This window comes from Psychrilyobacter piezotolerans (assembly GCF_003391055.1).
Classification (GTDB): domain Bacteria; phylum Fusobacteriota; class Fusobacteriia; order Fusobacteriales; family Fusobacteriaceae; genus Psychrilyobacter; species Psychrilyobacter piezotolerans.
This window is the reverse complement of record NZ_QUAJ01000001.1, coordinates 1-17,337: the sequence shown is the minus strand read 5'-3', so window position 1 is coordinate 17,337 and position 17,337 is coordinate 1. Positions and strand designations below refer to the sequence as shown.

The following is a 17,337-nucleotide window of genomic DNA, read 5'->3' as shown; positions in this document are numbered from 1 at the left end:
AAGCCGAAGCAATAACCTCTGTCACGATCGTTGTTGTAGAAACAGTACTGCTGAAGTGGGACGACTATAAACTTCATTTTTAGAGTCAAAATAAAAGTCAAGATTAAAAAAGTCAGATTCTAGTCAGCGTCAAAGGTAGAAGGTTCTAACCTAAAAGAAATTTTTTTAGATCCGTGTAAATTAGAGAGTTTTCAGTGTATCTCGAGAGAGATCCGCGTTCTATGGTTTATAATCTGTGTAAATCTGTGCAATCTGCGACAAAGAAAAAGCTTCTGTGCTGTGGGGCAGTAGAAATTTATACATTTAAATTTTTTTCTAATTATAAGAAAATTTAATACTCGTATATCTTTAGTGTATATTGGTGGCAAAAGAGAAAGAAGTTGATTTATGGAGGGTAGATTCATAAATTACCTGTACTGTAAAATTTTGTATATTTGGTTAAAATCGTAAGGGGTGAGTGGGATAAATAAAAAAATTATATACGGAATAGGGATAATCTCTATTCTGATAATAGCTATATTATTCAGATGGTATAACGGGAATAAATATGAAAGACAGATAAAGTTGCAGGAAGATCTGGCTGTAGAAAAAATAATGAAGGAAGTCAAAGAATATGCAGTTATAAATGGAAGACCTGTTCAAAATGATGAAATAAAATACTCCTTTGACCTTAAAAAAGGAACAAACTTAAACCTGGAGAGCGATACCTTACAAGTTAGGGAGATCCCCAAAGGGGAGAAAAAAGAAATTATTTACAGTGATTCAAAGGGAAAGGAAAAATTAATCCTGGAAATAAATTATTTTACCCCTCCGAAATTAGCTATATTGATAGATGATGTAGGAATGAATACAAAAACTACAACTTATTTTAAAAAAATAGACGGAGCATTAAGTTTTGCAACTATACCATATCTCCCCAAGACCAGACAGGCAACCAGGATATTAAAGGATGCAGGATTTGAAGTTATCCTGCATATGCCCATGGAAGGATCTAACGATACTTTAAACATGAGGACCGAGGGACTGATAAAACCATCTATGACTGAAAAAGAAATCTATGATAAATTTGACGGTGCAATAGAAAATTTAGGAGCAGTTAAGGGATTTAATAATCATATGGGATCTGAATTTACAAATAATCCTGGAAAAATGAGGGAACTCCTGTCCTATGCAAAGAAGAAAGAGATGTTCTTTATAGATTCTAATACCAACAGTAAGAAAGAGGGATATAAGGTAGCTAAGGAATTAGATATCCCTACCTACTATACATCTTATTTTATAGATAATTCCCATAAGAAGGGAGATATTATGGAAGCTATAAAGGTGTCTGTAAGGTTGGCCAAAGAAAGAAAAAAAGTCTTAGTGATCGGTCACTATAGAAGAGAAACAGCAGAAGCTATATATGAAATGTTGGATTATATAGAAGGGGAAGGGGTAGAATTGGTGCCGATCAGTGAAGTATTGGAATAGTGTAAAGGTAGGAGGATAGATGAAAAGGAAAGAGAGTAGTGTTAAGGGGTATACAATGGTATTTGCTTCTACAATGTTTTTCTATATAATGACTTTATTTGTAAAGATGATAACGAAAGATGGAAGGATACCCAGTACAGAGGTGACGTTTTTTAGATTTTTAATTGGGTTCATCATGGTAAATATAGGGATGATGAAAATAGGATATAAAATTAAGATGGTAAATAAAAAAGCGGTATTGTCCAGGGGTTTTTTTACGGCATTGGCCATATTGTTATTTTTTATAGTGATACAATATTCCACAACAACCAAGGCAAACATATATAACCTAACCTACCCTATATTTGTGACGATATTTGGTCCGCTTTTGCTAAAGGATGAAAGGTGGACGTTAAAAAATATTATAGGTGTAGCCATAGCCTTTGTGGGAATATTCCTGATATCTGGGTTGGCGTTGGGAGTGGTTACCTGGGTGGATGGATTGGGATTGTTTATGGGATTTGTAGCAGCAGCCGGGATAATTGCTCTGCGAAAAGCCAGGGAAACAGATGATTCCAGCACGATCTTATTTTACCTTATGAGTATAGGACTGGTTATGACTGTGATCCCGTTTGGCCGCCAATTTAAGGTGCCGACCCCTAAAGAAGGACTGTTATTATTGGGAATGGGAGTGTTTTCATATCTGGGACAATATACCCTGACCAACGGATTTAAATATGTAAAAGCACTGGAGGGAAGTCTGATCTCTTCCAGCAGAATATTTGTAGCTGCTATATGCGGTATATTATTCTTAGGAGAACCATTTAGTGTGAGTATACTAGGTGGGGGAAGTCTGATATTTATAGGGATAGCATTGGTCAGTATAAAGGGGAAAGAGAAAAAACAATTAAAAATTGAGAAATTATAAAAAAATCTTGGATACGGAGATACACAGAGGAAAAGAAAGTGCACGGAGAAAGCTCAGGAAATCTCTGCGTTGATAGATTTACTTTGTGAACTTAGTGAAAGTTCCAAGGATTCCGCCCTTGATACGGGATACCTTGATGCCACGATTATTAAAATTTATTCTAATTTATAGAATAAATTTTAAATGTGGGAAAGAAAAGCTAACGGAAAAATTCAAGAAGGTTTCTGACTCTTCCTTTTTATGGTTTCTCGATTGACGAGTACGAAATTTTCTTATAGCTATAAGAAAATTACGATGTCAAAGAGAAACCGAAGCTAAAACCATCTTGTCTTAGAAAGTAAGTCACAATCGTCATTGTAGAAACAGTACTGCAGAAGCTCAACGACTATAAACTTCGATTTTTAAAATCTGGAAAAAATAAATTTATAAAGGGTGATTCATGAATTGCCCTTACTTATTAATTTGTGCGGAGCACATAGGGGGTAAGGATAATTTTATATAATTTAATACGAATAATATTGTACATACCTTTAGGGGTAGGGATGATATTTTCCAATAAGTTGAGAAAATTTGTAAAAAAAAGGTTGTTTCAAAAGATAAACATAAGGGAAAAAAAAGAGACCATATGGATTCACTGTGCATCTGTAGGAGAGGTAAATTTAGCGGAACCTATAATAAATAAATTTTTGGATAAAACAGGTACAAAAATTCTCCTGACCATGATGACGGATACCGGGATGGAAACAGCCGGGAAGAAATATGCAGATGAGGCCAGGGTAGACCTTTTATTTTTTCCCTTGGATGATTATTTTTGTATAAAGAAAATTTTAAGAAGGATAGTACTAAAAAAATTAGTGATCATAGAGACTGAGATATGGCCCAACTTAATTCTTTCATGCTCCAGAAAATCAGAGGTAGTTTTGATAAATGGAAGAATTTCAGACAGGAGTATAGGTTCCTATCTGAAAATAAGATTTTTACTGGGGAAAATTTTTCAAAAGATAGACATATTTATCATGCAGACTGAGCAGGATAAAGAAAGAATTATATCCCTAGGAGCTCCTAAGGATAAAGTTTATAACTATGGAAATTTAAAGTTTAATATTGAACTGCCGAAATATGAAAAAAAAGAATTGGATGATTTAAGGGGAAAAATAAATGCAAAAGGCAGAAAAATACTGGTAGCAGGGAGTACAAGAGACAACGAGGAGGAGTATCTGCTGGAAGTTTTTGAGAAGTTAGATAACTACCTCCTGATATTGGTACCCAGGCATATAGAGAGGACCACAGATATATGTGAAAGGCTGCTGCAGAAATATAACTATCAAAGGTGGACAGATATTTATAAGGAAAAAAGCGAATTTTCCCCTTCAGATGTAGAGATAATTCAAGAATTATCCAAGAAAGATAGGGAGATAATAATAGTGGATAAGATAGGGGAGCTGCGTAAATTATACGCCATCGCAGACATAGCATATGTAGGAGGGACTCTGGTGGATGTAGGGGGACATAGTTTACTGGAGCCATTATTTTACAGGAAACCACCTATTTTCGGGCCTTTTACTCAAAATGTAAGGAGTATTGCAAGGGAAGTAACAGCCAGGGAGATCGGGACACAGGTGAATGGGGTAGAGGAGCTGTACAAGGCAGTTAAGAATTATGAATTAGAAAATAAAACACCGAGAAATAAAGACAGTAAAATTGATATAGAAAACAGGATAGATAAGTTTTTTGAGGAAAACAGCCATGTGGTGGATTTGACCTTTGAAAAGATAATGAATCGAAAGTAAGTCACAATCTTCATTGTAGGAACTCAAAGAGATCCGCGTTCAAAAGATTAAGATTTCTGTAGATTGGTTGCAAAGAAAGACCTAAGGATTCCATCCTTAACTGGCTCCATTTACTTTTTTTCTGAAAAAGAAATAGAGGAAAGAAAAGCAGACTTTTTCTAAATGATGTTATAGAGTGAGACCGTGGATCCCCGTTTCTTAGTGGGATGCCTGACGGGCATGGTGGGCACGACGAAACTCGTAAGATATTTACTGTGAAGTTAGGTAACATCTAGAAAAAGGGATTAAAGTCAGAACCAAAGAGAGGTTATAACCAAGAAAAAAGTGTTTTAATCTGTGAAAATCAGAGTATTTTCTGTGTATCTCGATAGAGATCCGCGTTCTATGGATTATACTAAAAACTTCTGTGTAATAGCATTAATTCTTTAATTAGTGTAGATTGGTGGCAGGGAAAGGTTCTAAAAATCTGAGTAAATCTGTGTAATCTGCGACAAAAACTAGATTCTAAAGGTTTCGCCTTTAATACGAGTTACTTTGATGCCACGATTATTAAAATTAAGTGTATTTAAAACTTAATTTTAAATGTGGGAAAGAAAAATTAACGAAAAAGTTCAAGAAGGTTTATGACTCTTCCTTTTTATGGTTTCTCGATTGACGAGTACGAAATTTTCTTATAGCTATAAGAAAATTACGATGTCAAAGAGAAACCGAAGCTAAAACCATGTTGTCTTAATGAGTAATACACGATCGTCATTGTAGAAACAGTACAGCTGAAGCTCAACGACTATAAACTTCAAATAGAAAAACAAACAAAACTGAGCTTTGTCCGCCAGAGACACGAGTATCTAAATTACTTTTATTTGAAATAAAATAATTTAGAATGTGGCTAGAGGCGGAAACAGGTGGAGTATGATAGAAGGTTCTGAAAATATTTTATTCATTAGGGTTGTCTGTGGTAAAAATTATTTTTACCTTAGTTTTAAAGAGTGATATTGACAGAATATGGAAATTTTAGTATACTGAAATGTACTGAAAATGACAGGGACAAAAATACAAAATAATAACTAAAAAAACATATATATAACATAGAAGTATTAAGGTATTGTTGATAAAAATTGGAGGCAAGATGTCAAATATAAAAAATGATAACAATGTAGGAGAGATGTGGAAACACTTTTTTAACTACGAAAGAAAACATTATAATCCATATATGGTAAAGTTAGCAGAACATCCAAATCATATCATGTATGATAAGGAAGTTATGGATTCTTATAAGGGTAAGTGGAATGAATTTTTCAAAAATGAACATCCAATTTACCTGGAGATTGGTTCTGGCAGCGGAATGTTTGCCAACAACATGTGTGTAAGGTATCCTGAGAGAAACCATATGGCTTTGGAGATAAGATTTAAAAGACTGGTTCTTTCAGCTAGAAGATCTGAAAAATTAGGATTAGACAATTTATTGTTTATAAAAAGACGTGGAGAAGAGATCACCAACTTTATAGGTCATGAAGAGATGGCAGGGCTGTATATCAACTTCCCGGATCCATGGGAAGGGAAGGAAAAAAACAGGATCCTTCAGCCAAAGTTATTTGCCCTGTTAGATGAGATTTTAGCAAAAGACGGAAGGCTATTCTTTAAAACGGATCATGATAAATACTATGAAGACGTATTAGAATTTATGCCGGAAGTAGAAGGGTATGAGGTGGTATATCATACTGCTGACCTGCATAACAGTCCATTGGCAGAGGAAAATATCATGACTGAATTTGAAAGTCTGTTTACATATAAGCACCAAAAAAATATCAATTATATAGAGATAAAGAAATTAGGTAAAAAATAAAAAAACTAGTTATGAGTAGCACGACTATAAATTTCGGATTAAAAGTCTTAACAAAGAAGATCTAAGGGTGTCACCCTTAACGGACTCTGTTTCAGATATGCGAATATTTTATTTTCCTCTAATAACATTAGAAAAAAATAAAAATGCAGAAAAAGAAACGAACCAAAGAAAAGTAAGAAGATTCTTATACTTTCTCGTTATGGTTTCTTTTCGTAAAAGAAGCTGAAGCAATAACCATTTGATGTTATAGGGGTAGGTCAGAGGAAATACTCGTCTTTTTACAGCTACAGTCCTCGCTTCACTGCGGAACTTATTCTGTTGTACGACTAAGTAGAATATTTACTAAGAAGTAGAATAACATCTAGAAAAAGATTTTTAATCAAAAAGAAGAAAACTTCTGTGCTATAGCAGTAAAATATTTGATTGGTGGCAAAAAAGTCAGATTTTAGTCAGTGTCAAAAATAGAAAGATTTTGATTTTAAAAATTCGTGTGATTCGTGACAAAGAAAAAGGTTTTTTTTAACCAAAAGCAGATCTTTTAAAATTAGTGTAAATTGGTGGCAAAAATAAATAAGTAATAATAAATATATAAATAATATTTTACTCCGTGAAACTCAGTGATCTCTGTATCTCTGTGTTGGATCAGTTAAATATTTAAAATAAATCTAAGAAGAGGTGGATCATGGCAAGTTATGTAGTAGTAGGAACGCAATGGGGAGACGAAGGTAAAGGAAAAATTATCGATGTATTAGCACATAAGGCTGATTATGTAGTTAGATTCCAAGGTGGAAATAATGCAGGACATACAGTAGTAGTAAATGGAGAGAAATTTATCCTTCACTTATTACCTTCAGGGATGTTACACGGAAATGGTAAATGTGTAATCGGGCCGGGAGTAGTAGTGGATCCAAAGGTATTATTACACGAGTTATCAACTTTAGAGGAAAAAGGAGCTAAGGTAGATCACTTATTTATCTCTGATAGAGCTCATCTTATCATGCCTTACCATGTTCAATTAGATATCGTAAAGGAAGAAGCCAGAGGAGAAAACAAGATCGGTACAACAAAAAGAGGAATAGGACCTTGTTATTCCGATAAGATAGCCAGATGCGGAATAAGAGCAGTAGACTTGTTGGATATGGAAGCATTAGGAAGAAAATTAAAGATAAACTTAGATGAAAAGAATGAATTATTTACAAAAATTTATAATACAGAACCTATGAGTTATGATGCAATCATGGCAGATTTTACAGAATATGCTGAAAAATTAAAGCATAGAATAGGTGATTTTGTTCCTGAGATCAACGAAGCATTAGATAACGACAAGGTAGTAATGTTTGAGGGAGCTCAAGCTATGATGCTGGATATCAACTATGGAACTTATCCATATGTAACTTCTAGTTCACCAACTTCTGGCGGAGTTACTACAGGTGTAGGTGTAGCCCCTTCTAAGATCGACAGAGTAATCGGTGTTATGAAAGCATATACTACCAGAGTAGGAGAGGGACCTTTCGTTACAGAATTAAATGATGAAACAGGAGAAAATTTAAGAGCAGTTGGAAGCGAATTTGGTGCAACTACCGGCAGACCAAGAAGATGCGGATGGTTAGATGCTGTAGTAGGTAAGTATGCGGTAATGATAAACGGTCTTACAGATGTAGTAGTAACAAAGATAGATGTATTAAGCGGATTGGATGAATTAAAGATATGTACAGGATATGAGATAGACGGAAAGGTATGGACTACTATACCGTCAGCTATCGAGATGACTGAGAGAGCAACACCGGTATATGAAACATTACCAGGATGGTCTGAAGATATTACAGGGATCAGAGAATACGATGAATTACCTGAAAACTGTAAAAAATATATAGCTAGAATGGAAGAAATAATCGGATGTGAGATCACTATGATTTCAGTAGGTCCGGACAGAACTCAAAATATATTCAGAAAAGAATTTTAATAGATAATACATATAAGAGGCAGCTTCGGCTGCCTCTTGTTTTTATTTTTGATGGGGGGTAAATGGCGGTGTTACCTGGTTGGTAGATATGGTGGATATGGTTGATAAACCCGTACTGACAGAACCGTTGGAATCCTTATCGTCCATACCAAAGGCAGTCAGAAAAGAATCAGCCAGGTCGGTATCATCATCCGTACCAGAGGCAGTTATGGAAGAACCGGTCAGGGCGGTAACGGTCTGCCCATCATTTTCCGGGATGTTTATCGATACACCGATTAAAATGGCAAGGAAAAAAAATAAAAATGTTTTTTTCATATTAATTACCTCCTTTTTTAGTTCAGAGTGCTGAAGACTTTTATTATTAGGAAATTATACCCGTAAGGACAGCATCAAAATACTACCTGTCTGGATGCAACGTCACGTTGCTTTTTTATCGTCAATTATTAATAAAATCCCCCTCATTGACAATATATAATCATTTTTTTAAAATTTCTCATCTGAAGTTAATAAATCATTCATAGGAATCCTATCGCTTATCATACAGATATGATTCAACAGGTGAATATTGAAGGTACAAAATTCAAAATTCAAAATATAGTAATCTGAAAAATCTGCGACAGAAACAAATTCTAAAGAGTCCCTCTTTAATACGGGTTCATTTCTCAGCTTGATCTGAGAAACAGAACCAAAGAGGATCAAGAAGGTTTATAATTGTCTTAGTGTAGTAAGTCACGATCGTCATTGTAGGAACAGTACAGCTGAAGTGTAACGACTATAAACTTCGGAATTTAAAAATCAAAAGAAAAAGAATTTTAATAAAAAGTGGGTTTGAATTTAACAAAAAGTTAAGAGAAAGATAGCAAAGCTATCTTTCTCTTATATTCTAAGTTTGGTGGTGTCACGAATATTAAAATTGATTCTAACTTTAGAATAAATTTTAAATGTGATGGGAACCATAAAAGGAGGGAAGAAAGTTCCAAGGATTCCGCCCTTGATACGGGATACCTTGATGCCACGATTATTAAAGTTTACTCTAATTTATAGAATAAATTTTAAATGTGGGAAAGAAAAGTAACGGAAAAGGTCAAGAAGGTTTATATGTAGTCTTAATAAGTAAGTCACAATCGTCATTGTAGGAACAGTACAGCTGAAGTGTAACGACTATAAACTTCGATTTTTAGCCTGAAAAGAAATATCTTATCTTTGTGGAACTTAGTGATCTCATTTCTTAGTGATGAACAATCTGTGAAAATTAGATTTTAAATTTGTGTAATCTGTTTCAAAAAAAAAGATTCTAAAGATTCCCTCTTTAATACGGATTCATTTCTCAGAGAGTTTAGTGTAAAGAAAAAAACTTAAACAAAACTTAAAATAATTTTAGTTGTCGAATAAAAATGTGGTAAAATGAAAAGCGGTTAGCCTCCTGTATTATAAGTTAGTATTGGGATGTGGAATTTATTTGAAATTTCAGACAGCAGAAAAAAATTTAAGAAATGCAAATTTTTTTATTATTATTTGTGGTAGAATGATTGTTGAAATATAAAAAAATAAAAAATATAAGAAAAAGATAAAAAAATTAGGAGGAAAGAAATTGAAAAGAAAAAAAAGAGAGGAAGATTTGAGATATGAATGGGAAAATGAAGATGATGAAATAGAACTGATGGATCTGGTTTTTATCCTCATAAGGAGCTGGAAACTTATTGTCATGACTGCGCTGCCGGTAATGATCTTAGGGGCTGTTTTCGCCATGACAAGACCGGACATATACCGGGCAGAAGCCACTCTTATGGTATCCAGCGGGCAGATCTATTCGGTAAACAACCTGGATAATGCTGAAATTTCTAAAAACCAGAAGTTAGTATCAACATATACAGAGATAGCCAAGAGTAAGAGTATTATGAGAAGTGTAATCAGAAAATTAGATCTGGATATGGAACCGGAAGGTATAGCAAACTTATTGAAAGTAACTCCTGTGGATGACACAGAGTTCATTAAGATAAGTTATACGGATAAAAATGCCCAGAGATCCGCTCTTTTGACCAACGAGGTAGCAGGAGAATTTATTTCAAAGATAAAAAAAGTAATGAGTTTTGAAAATTTAAAAATTGTAGAAAAAGCAACAGTACCTGAAAAAGCTCTGCCTAAAAAAAGAGCTCTTATCCTGGCAGTTTCAATGGTACTGGGAGTTATGGTTGGAGTTTTTGCAGCCTTTATGGTTGAATTTTTACACAGTAAATTAAGAAAACCTGAGGATATAGAAAAAATAATGGGATGTTCGGTTCTGGCCAACATACCGGATTTTAATATTGAGAAAATGGGAGAGAAATAATGATGGATAAACAGATATCAAGTGAAAGAAAGATGTTTTTTAAAGGGGACCAGGACAGTCATCTGGCAGAATCCCTCAGGGTTCTCAGGACCAATATACATTTTATGGAGGAAAAAGAAAACAGGATAGTGGTCTTTACAAGTACCATCCCAAGGGAAGGAAAGAGTACTATAGCTGCCAACTATGCCATGTCTGTAGCTATAAGCGGGGAGAAGGTACTCCTGGTAGACTGTGATATAAGGAGACCCCGGGCTCACAGCAGTTTCGGAATAGAGATAACTCATGGTATGGGAAGTGTTCTTTTGGGAGATAAAAAAATAGAGGATGTAATCCTGAAAGATATAGAGGAAAACTTGGATATCCTGCCCTCCAAGCATCTGAGCCAGAATGTAACGGAATTATTTTTGGGGAACAAGATGAAAGATCTATTGAAGGCGTTGAGAGGGAAATATGACCTTATAGTACTGGATACCCCTCCCCTTGTGGTAGCTACCGATGCAGTGATTCTTTCGGAATATGCAGACGGGGTAGTCTATGTCTGCGGATATGATATGGTATCCAAGAAGGAACTGCTTCAGTCAAAAGATATGCTGGATCGTGCAGGAGCCAATATCTACGGAATAGTAGTAAATAAGATAGATAAAAGAGGTTATTCATACGGGAATTACGGGTATTACAACAATAATTACAGTTATTATGAGGAATATATAAAAGGGGATAAATAATGACAGATCTCCACTGCCATATTCTGCCCGAAATAGACGACGGCTCCAAAGGTATGGATGAATCAATAGAGTTGATCTTATCGGCTCAAAAATTAGGATATAAGAAAATGTGCTGTACCTCCCATTACAGAGCAGGAAGGTATGAAAATAAAAATTATGATAAGATTTTAAAAAAATTAAGAGATCAATTGGAGATAAACAAGATAGATATGGAACTTCTGGAGGGGAATGAACTTTTTTTAGATCTGGACGGCCTCCGTGCACTCAAAGAAAAAAAAGTAAAAACTTTGAATAGAAGTAATTATATTTTGGTGGAAGCCATCCCGGGGATGACACCCATGGCTTTAAAAAAATCACTGGAAAGAATCATAGATCTGGGATACAGGCCGGTTTTGGCTCATGTGGAAAGGTATCCTTTTATAAATTTTAAAACCTTATATAAATTTAAAAAAATAGGGGTTGTGACCCAGGTAAACCTCAAATCACTGAGATGTAAAAAAGAAATATACAGGTGGATAGACTTAAACCTTGTAGATATTCTGGCCAGTGATGTTCACGACAAAAAATACAGGAACTATGAGCTGGAAGATATAATAATGGAGATAGACAATAAGTTCGGGAGGAAAACCAGGGAAAGACTCCTTATGGGAAATCCTGAAAAAATAATAAATAACGAGGATATAGAGGGGACTATAGATGAAAAAAAGATTTCTGATACTGGCATTGATGACGATAACTTCATTAAATGTTTTTTCAAAAGATTTAAATTTAGAAGAAGCACTTAAGATTGCAGAAAATGAAAATCCGGAGATAAGAAGGGAAAGAATTACTCTGGATATAAAAAAACTGGAAGAAAGAAAGAAAAAGAAAGCATTTTTACCTAAAGTATCCATCAGTGTGGATGGAAGTGATACCGCCTATGATGATAACCTGAATCCCTTTGATAAAAGTGCAGGAGTGGAAGCCAGGATTTCTATGCCGCTCTTTACAGGGGGGAAACTCACCAATGAATATAAAAAATCCAGGTTAGAGTCGGAAAAAATATCCCTGACTAATATCCTGTTAAAATATGATATAAGAAAAGATGTTATAGAAAAATATTTTGAGGTATTGAACTTAAAAAAACAGGCAGATATTTTACTCGGGGTAAACAATACCCTGAATAAGCAGAGGGAAAGACTGGAAAAGCTCTACAGCAGCAATAAACTGGTGAAAAAATCCGATGTACTCAGGGTAAAGAGTGATATACTGGGTAATGAAGTAACCTTATTAGGAGTGAATCAGCAGGCTGAGATAAAAACATATGAACTGCAGATCCTGCTGGGAATATCCATGGATGAGCCTTTAAACATAGAAGAATTTGATTATACAGCTTTGGATCTGAATAAATTTTTCCTGGACGGCGATATAGCAAAGGCACTGGATGAGGGAAGCAGGGTGAAAAAAAGTGAGATAGATCTGAAAAAAAGTGAGATAGATGTAAATATAGCCAGGGCGGCATATTACCCCAAAGTAGGACTGGGGTTTGAAAAGAATTTCAAGAGGGACAGCGATGGTCTGGATTCCTATAGAATAGCTGTAGGATTTAACTGGAATATATTCAGCTGGGGTGCAGATATGGATACTGTGGCTCAAAACCAGTACAGGGTGGATCAGGCCGCCATTGATCTGAGGAAGATGAAGGATGAGGTAGTACTGGAACTCAAGGAAAAGTACAGCAATATGATGACCCTGTCCAGGCAGGTGGAGGCACAGAATATAAAGGTGGAAATAGCCGATGAAAATGCCATGATAGATACACTGAGATACAATAATTCATTGATGAGTTCATTTGAATACTTAGACAGTATAGATAAACTGAGAGCAGCAGAGGAAGATTATTATACCCTTCAGAGGGAACTGATGTTAGCTGTAGATACATATGAAAATGCGTGGAGATAGGAAACTTAATCACGGAGAAAAGAGAACACTGAGGCACACGAAGAAAAAAACTTAGTCACCAATAAACACCAATGGTCACGAAAAAACAGGATTTTATATTTTATGGGTTTGAAATCCAAAAAGTTAAGAGAAAGACAGCGGAGCTGTCTTTCTCTTATAAACAAAAATTTGGTGTCCCAGCGGTCACATTTCATGATTAGCTTTTAAATTAGAAAGCTAATCTGAATATTCGCGAAACTCCGTAAAGGGAATAGTTCTAAAGAGTCCCTCTTTAATACGGGTTCATTTCTTAGCTTGATCCAAGAAACGAACCAAAGAAGATCAAGAAGGTTTATAAGTTGTCTTAATAAGTAATACACGATTGTCACTGTAGGAACAGTACAGCTGAAGCTCAACGACTATAAACTTCGCTTCAAACAAAAAAATAAAAACTTCTGTGCCATAGCAATAAAAGTTTATAAATTAGTGTAGATTGGTGGCAAAAAAGGATTTCTTTGTACTAAAGGAGTGAAGATTTTATTAGTAAATTAAAAAAGTTTTAGATATTTAGGAGATGAATATGAAAAAGAAAATAATTATAGCTGTAACAGCTCTTTTAATTATAGGGGGAGGCTTTACAGTTTTAAAAAATAAAAACAATAAAGATACGGCTTCGGTGAGGCTGGTAAAGATAAGCAATGAAAATATTTCTGAAAATTTGAAATTTGAAGGAATAGTAAATGCCAGAAAAACCTACGGACTGTATAAAAAAGTTCCCATGATCATCGAGGAAGTGAATATCAATCCGGGAACCATGGTAAAAAAAGGAGACGAACTGATTGTATTCAGCGGGGTGGGATCCAATGGATTTGAAAATACAGGTGTTTCCAGTATTTTTATTGAGTTAGAGGAAAAAAAATTAGAAGTGGAAGTTCTGGAAAAACAACTGACAGAATTAGAAAGAAAGGAAAAGGTTGTAAAATTCCAGTTGGACAACGCCAACAGTACGGCTGAAATCATGAAAGAACTGTTGGAGCAGGACGGGGTATCTTCCCTGGAAGCGAATAAATACATAACAGATGCTGCATTAAAAGATCTGGAATATAACAATGTAATAAAGGATATATCCCTGGCTGAGCAGAGACTGAAGATAAAATCAGACGGACTGGATGAAGAGATGAAGGAGATGAGCCGGAATCTGGCAGCTCCTGAAAACGGGATAATAACTGAAGTTTTTGTGGAAAACGGGATGATGGCAGTTCCGGGAAAACCACTGTTAAGTTTTGCATCTTTGGATGGCGGACTGGAAGTGAAGGTGCTTATCCCAGTCTATCAGTCCCAGGGAGTAGCTACAGGAGCCGGTGTAGATATTATTTCCAAGGGTTCTTTGGAAGAAAAAAGATACAGGGGTAAGGTAATCTCTATCTCCAGTGTAGCCGTGGTGATGAAAAACGGAAATAACGAAGAAAGATATCTGACTGCCACTGTGGAACTGGATGATACTAAAGGACTGCTGCCGGGAGCCAATGTAGGAGTGGAGATCTCAGGGAAGGCACTCAGCGGGATAAATGTAGTGGATGCCTTTTCTGTAATAGAGGAAAACGGTAAAAATTATGTCTATATAATAGAAAATAACAGGGCCAGAAGGGTAGAGATACAGACAGGAATAAAGACCCTGTCAAAATATGAGGTGTTAAATCTCCCGGAAGGAATGGAAGTAGTGGTGAACCCGTTTAAGGTAAGGGACGGGGAGAAGGTTCTTGTAAAAAGTAATCAATAGAGAAAAAGATTAGTCACGAAAAAAACAATAAAAAATTTAGCCACCAATGAACACCAAACTGATAAAAAAGATTAAAAAGATTTAGTCGCAGATTACGCAGACTGACGCAGATTATTTATGGAGTGATAAATATGAAAGAATTTTTATATAAAGAATTATCTTATGAAATTATTGGTTTAGCTATGGAAGTGCACAGAGAGTTAGGAACTGGATTTTTAGAAAAAGTATATGAAAATGCTTTAATGATATTATTTGAAGAAAAAAATCTGAAATCAAGACAACAAGAGCCAATTAAAATAAGTTTTAGAAATAAAATTATTGGTGATTATATAGCTGACATAATTGTAGAAGATAAGATAATATTAGAATTAAAATGTACTTCAAAAATAATTGAAGTTCATAAAGCTCAAATAGCAAATTATCTTAAGGCTACAGGAAAAAAAATCGGTATCATAATTAATTTTGGTAATAAAAGTTTAGAAATAGAAAGAGTGGTTATGCAAAATCTGAGTGAATCTGTGTAATCTGCGACAAAAAAAGACTTATCTCAGTGAACTCTGAGTCTCTGTGTTGATAAATTTTCTTAATTCGTGTAATTCGTGACAAAGGTTTATAGATTTTAATTTATATAAAAAGTTTAAGGGAGAGAAAAATATGATTTTTTGGATGGTATATCGTATTCTTATGGGAAATAAACTCCGGAGTGCAGTACCCCTGGTGGGGATAATAATAGGAGTAGCTTCTATCATGGGGATATTTGCCATATCCAGCGGAGGAGAAGCAGCGGTAAAAAAAGACCTAGCCAGCATAGCAGAAAACAGGGTCCTGATAGGAAGCAGCCGGGGATATGACTTAGAGGACCTGAAGTTACTGGAAAATCTCCCCGTAGTGGACTATGTATTTTCTCCCGAGATGAATATGACGGTCAGTTATGATGAACTGAATAAGGTAAAGCTGGAAGGATATACGAGATCTGCCATTGAAGGAAAGGAATTAGAGGTTGAAGGCACTGCCAATATCAGGGGAAGGGAAGTCCTGATCGGCGACAGAACAGCCGAAAAAATATTTAAGACATCTCATGCCGTTGGAAAAATATTTCAGATAAATCTGAGCACAGGAAAACCTGTAGAACTCCGGGTAATAGGAGTATACAAAGAGGATCTGGGACTGGGACCCATCTACATGGATGCAGATGAATATAATAATTTAGGAAGCAATAGAGTTGTCAATACGGTGGTAGTCACCTATAAGGACAGGGAGGATATAGAGGAGACCACAAACTATGTAATCCAGATATTATCCAGGAAAAATTATAGGAACAGATATACAATCCTGGAGGGGAATGCCAGATACCAAAAGATAGAAAAGATAAAAAATATGATCAATATATTCCTGGGAGCAGTAGGGATAACAGCCCTTGTAATGGGAGGCCTGGGAATAAGCAACTTACTGTTGAATTCGGTACGGGAGATGACCCCCAGCATAGGGATCCTCCGAACCATGGGGATGAGTAAGAAAAATATACTGAAGATATTTTTACTGGAATCTACCATCCTCTCCACTCTAGGGGGAGCTATAGGAATTATCCTGGGATGCATAGGAGCCTATGTTGTTGGGAAAATCATAGGTATTCCGTCCATATATTATGCAGAGCAGATATTGACGGTATTTTTTACCTCCATAGGGATGGGGATAGTCTTCGGGAGTCTGCCGGCATATAAGGCAGCCAGGCTGGAGCCTGTAGAGGCGATGAAGATTTAGAATTTTTTATTTTTATAAAAATTTTAGAAAAACAAATATAATTTTTTGTTTGAATTTAACAAAAAGTTAAGAGAAAGACAGCATAGCTGCCTTTCTCTTATATCCTAAATTTGGTGTCTCTTTGTCACATTTCATGATTAGCTTTTAAATTAGAAAGCTAATCTGAATACTCGTGAAACACCGTAAAGGGAAAGGTTCTAAGGTTCTAAGGGTTCCACCCTTAACTGGGTTCATTTCGTTTTGGTGAGCAAAAGAAACGAACCAAAGAAAAGCTCAAATTTTGAAAATAGCTTCTAAGCAGGGATAGGATAGCTACGAGCTTACGGGTTACAGTCCTCATTACATTGCGGGACTTAATCTGTATATCGCTCTTGGTAGAATAATTACTGCGAAAGTGATATCGCCTTCAAAATTAAAGAGTGAAGCTCGACGACTATAAACTTCGTTTTAAACCAAGAAAAAGAGAAATTTTCTGAGAATCTCTGTGAGCTCTGAGTCTCTGCGTTGTGAGTTTTTCTTTGTGTAACTCATTACCTCATTTTCTCAAAGTTCTATGTTTATGTAATAAACTAATATCGCAAAATTCTCAACTTACTTGATAAGTTCTAGTTATTTTGGTGATGCCCTTTACGAGTAGTTCTTTGGTGATAACCCTAGCGGTTACTTTGTGATGAAGGTTTTGGGATAAGGCTTCTGTATTTTACCATAGTAATTACAATTTAGTGAAAAATATATCAAAATTTTGAATATAAAATTTTAAAAAGATAGGGAAACCTATTTTTTTTTTTGAAAAGTTTAAGAAAAATATATTTATTTTAAATTTAAAAAAGAATGACTTTATTTTATTGT

General features: G+C 35.2%; 13 protein-coding genes. 12 read left to right on the top strand and 1 reads right to left on the bottom strand.

From position 1 onward, the window contains the following. Positions 1-453 precede the first annotated feature (453 nt). From DYH56_RS00065 to DYH56_RS00045, 5 genes are all read left to right on the top strand, one after another. Complete coding sequence (locus tag DYH56_RS00065; protein WP_114640801.1) at positions 454-1,470, top strand: divergent polysaccharide deacetylase family protein; 1,017 nt, start codon at positions 454-456, stop codon at positions 1,468-1,470. Between the two features lie 19 nt (positions 1,471-1,489). Continuing rightward, positions 1,490-2,377 carry a DMT family transporter gene (locus tag DYH56_RS00060; RefSeq protein ID WP_114640800.1) on the top strand — a complete coding sequence of 296 codons (888 nt, stop codon included), beginning with the start codon at positions 1,490-1,492 and terminating at the stop codon, positions 2,375-2,377. 518 nt (positions 2,378-2,895) lie between these two features. After that, the gene (locus tag DYH56_RS00055) at positions 2,896-4,167 is read left to right on the top strand and encodes a 3-deoxy-D-manno-octulosonic acid transferase (RefSeq protein WP_233499967.1); all 1,272 of its coding nucleotides are present in this window, start codon (positions 2,896-2,898) and stop codon (positions 4,165-4,167) included. 1,126 nt (positions 4,168-5,293) lie between these two features. Continuing rightward, on the top strand, positions 5,294-6,010 hold the full coding sequence (trmB, locus tag DYH56_RS00050; protein WP_114640798.1) for a tRNA (guanosine(46)-N7)-methyltransferase TrmB: 717 nt from the start codon (positions 5,294-5,296) through the stop codon (positions 6,008-6,010). Positions 6,011-6,692: 682 nt separating this feature from the next. Then, on the top strand, positions 6,693-7,973 hold the full coding sequence (locus tag DYH56_RS00045; RefSeq protein WP_114640797.1) for an adenylosuccinate synthase: 1,281 nt from the start codon (positions 6,693-6,695) through the stop codon (positions 7,971-7,973). A gap of 42 nt (positions 7,974-8,015) precedes the next feature. Here the strand turns inward: DYH56_RS00045 and DYH56_RS00040 are convergent, their stop codons facing one another. After that, the gene (locus DYH56_RS00040) at positions 8,016-8,288 is read right to left on the bottom strand and encodes a hypothetical protein (protein WP_114640796.1); all 273 of its coding nucleotides are present in this window, start codon (positions 8,286-8,288) and stop codon (positions 8,016-8,018) included. Positions 8,289-9,564: 1,276 nt separating this feature from the next. Between DYH56_RS00040 and DYH56_RS00035 the strand changes: the two genes are divergently transcribed. The 7 genes from DYH56_RS00035 (at position 9,565) to DYH56_RS00005 (ending at position 16,488) form a co-directional block, all read left to right on the top strand. Then, entirely contained in the window at positions 9,565-10,302 is a 738-nt protein-coding gene (locus DYH56_RS00035; protein ID WP_114640795.1) for a YveK family protein, read from the top strand. Continuing rightward, positions 10,302-11,027 (top strand): CpsD/CapB family tyrosine-protein kinase, encoded by a 726-nt coding sequence (locus DYH56_RS00030; RefSeq protein WP_233499966.1) that lies wholly within the window; start codon positions 10,302-10,304, stop codon positions 11,025-11,027. Before DYH56_RS00035 ends, DYH56_RS00030 begins: the two co-directional genes overlap by 1 nt. Next, positions 11,027-11,812 (top strand): tyrosine-protein phosphatase, encoded by a 786-nt coding sequence (locus DYH56_RS00025; RefSeq protein WP_114640794.1) that lies wholly within the window; start codon positions 11,027-11,029, stop codon positions 11,810-11,812. Before DYH56_RS00030 ends, DYH56_RS00025 begins: the two co-directional genes overlap by 1 nt. Further along, positions 11,724-12,968: a TolC family protein gene (locus DYH56_RS00020; RefSeq protein WP_114640793.1), complete on the top strand. Its 1,245-nt coding sequence runs from the start codon at positions 11,724-11,726 to the stop codon at positions 12,966-12,968. The genes DYH56_RS00025 and DYH56_RS00020 overlap by 89 nt, the downstream gene beginning before the upstream one ends. A gap of 559 nt (positions 12,969-13,527) precedes the next feature. Next, positions 13,528-14,727, top strand: coding sequence for an efflux RND transporter periplasmic adaptor subunit (locus DYH56_RS00015; protein WP_158538990.1), 1,200 nt, complete (start codon positions 13,528-13,530; stop codon positions 14,725-14,727). Between the two features lie 131 nt (positions 14,728-14,858). Then, positions 14,859-15,251, top strand: coding sequence for a GxxExxY protein (locus DYH56_RS00010; protein WP_114640791.1), 393 nt, complete (start codon positions 14,859-14,861; stop codon positions 15,249-15,251). A 130-nt stretch (positions 15,252-15,381) separates the two neighbouring features. Further along, positions 15,382-16,488, top strand: a complete 1,107-nt coding sequence (locus DYH56_RS00005; protein ID WP_114640790.1) for an ABC transporter permease — start codon at positions 15,382-15,384, stop codon at positions 16,486-16,488. The last annotated feature ends 849 nt before the right edge of the window (positions 16,489-17,337 follow it).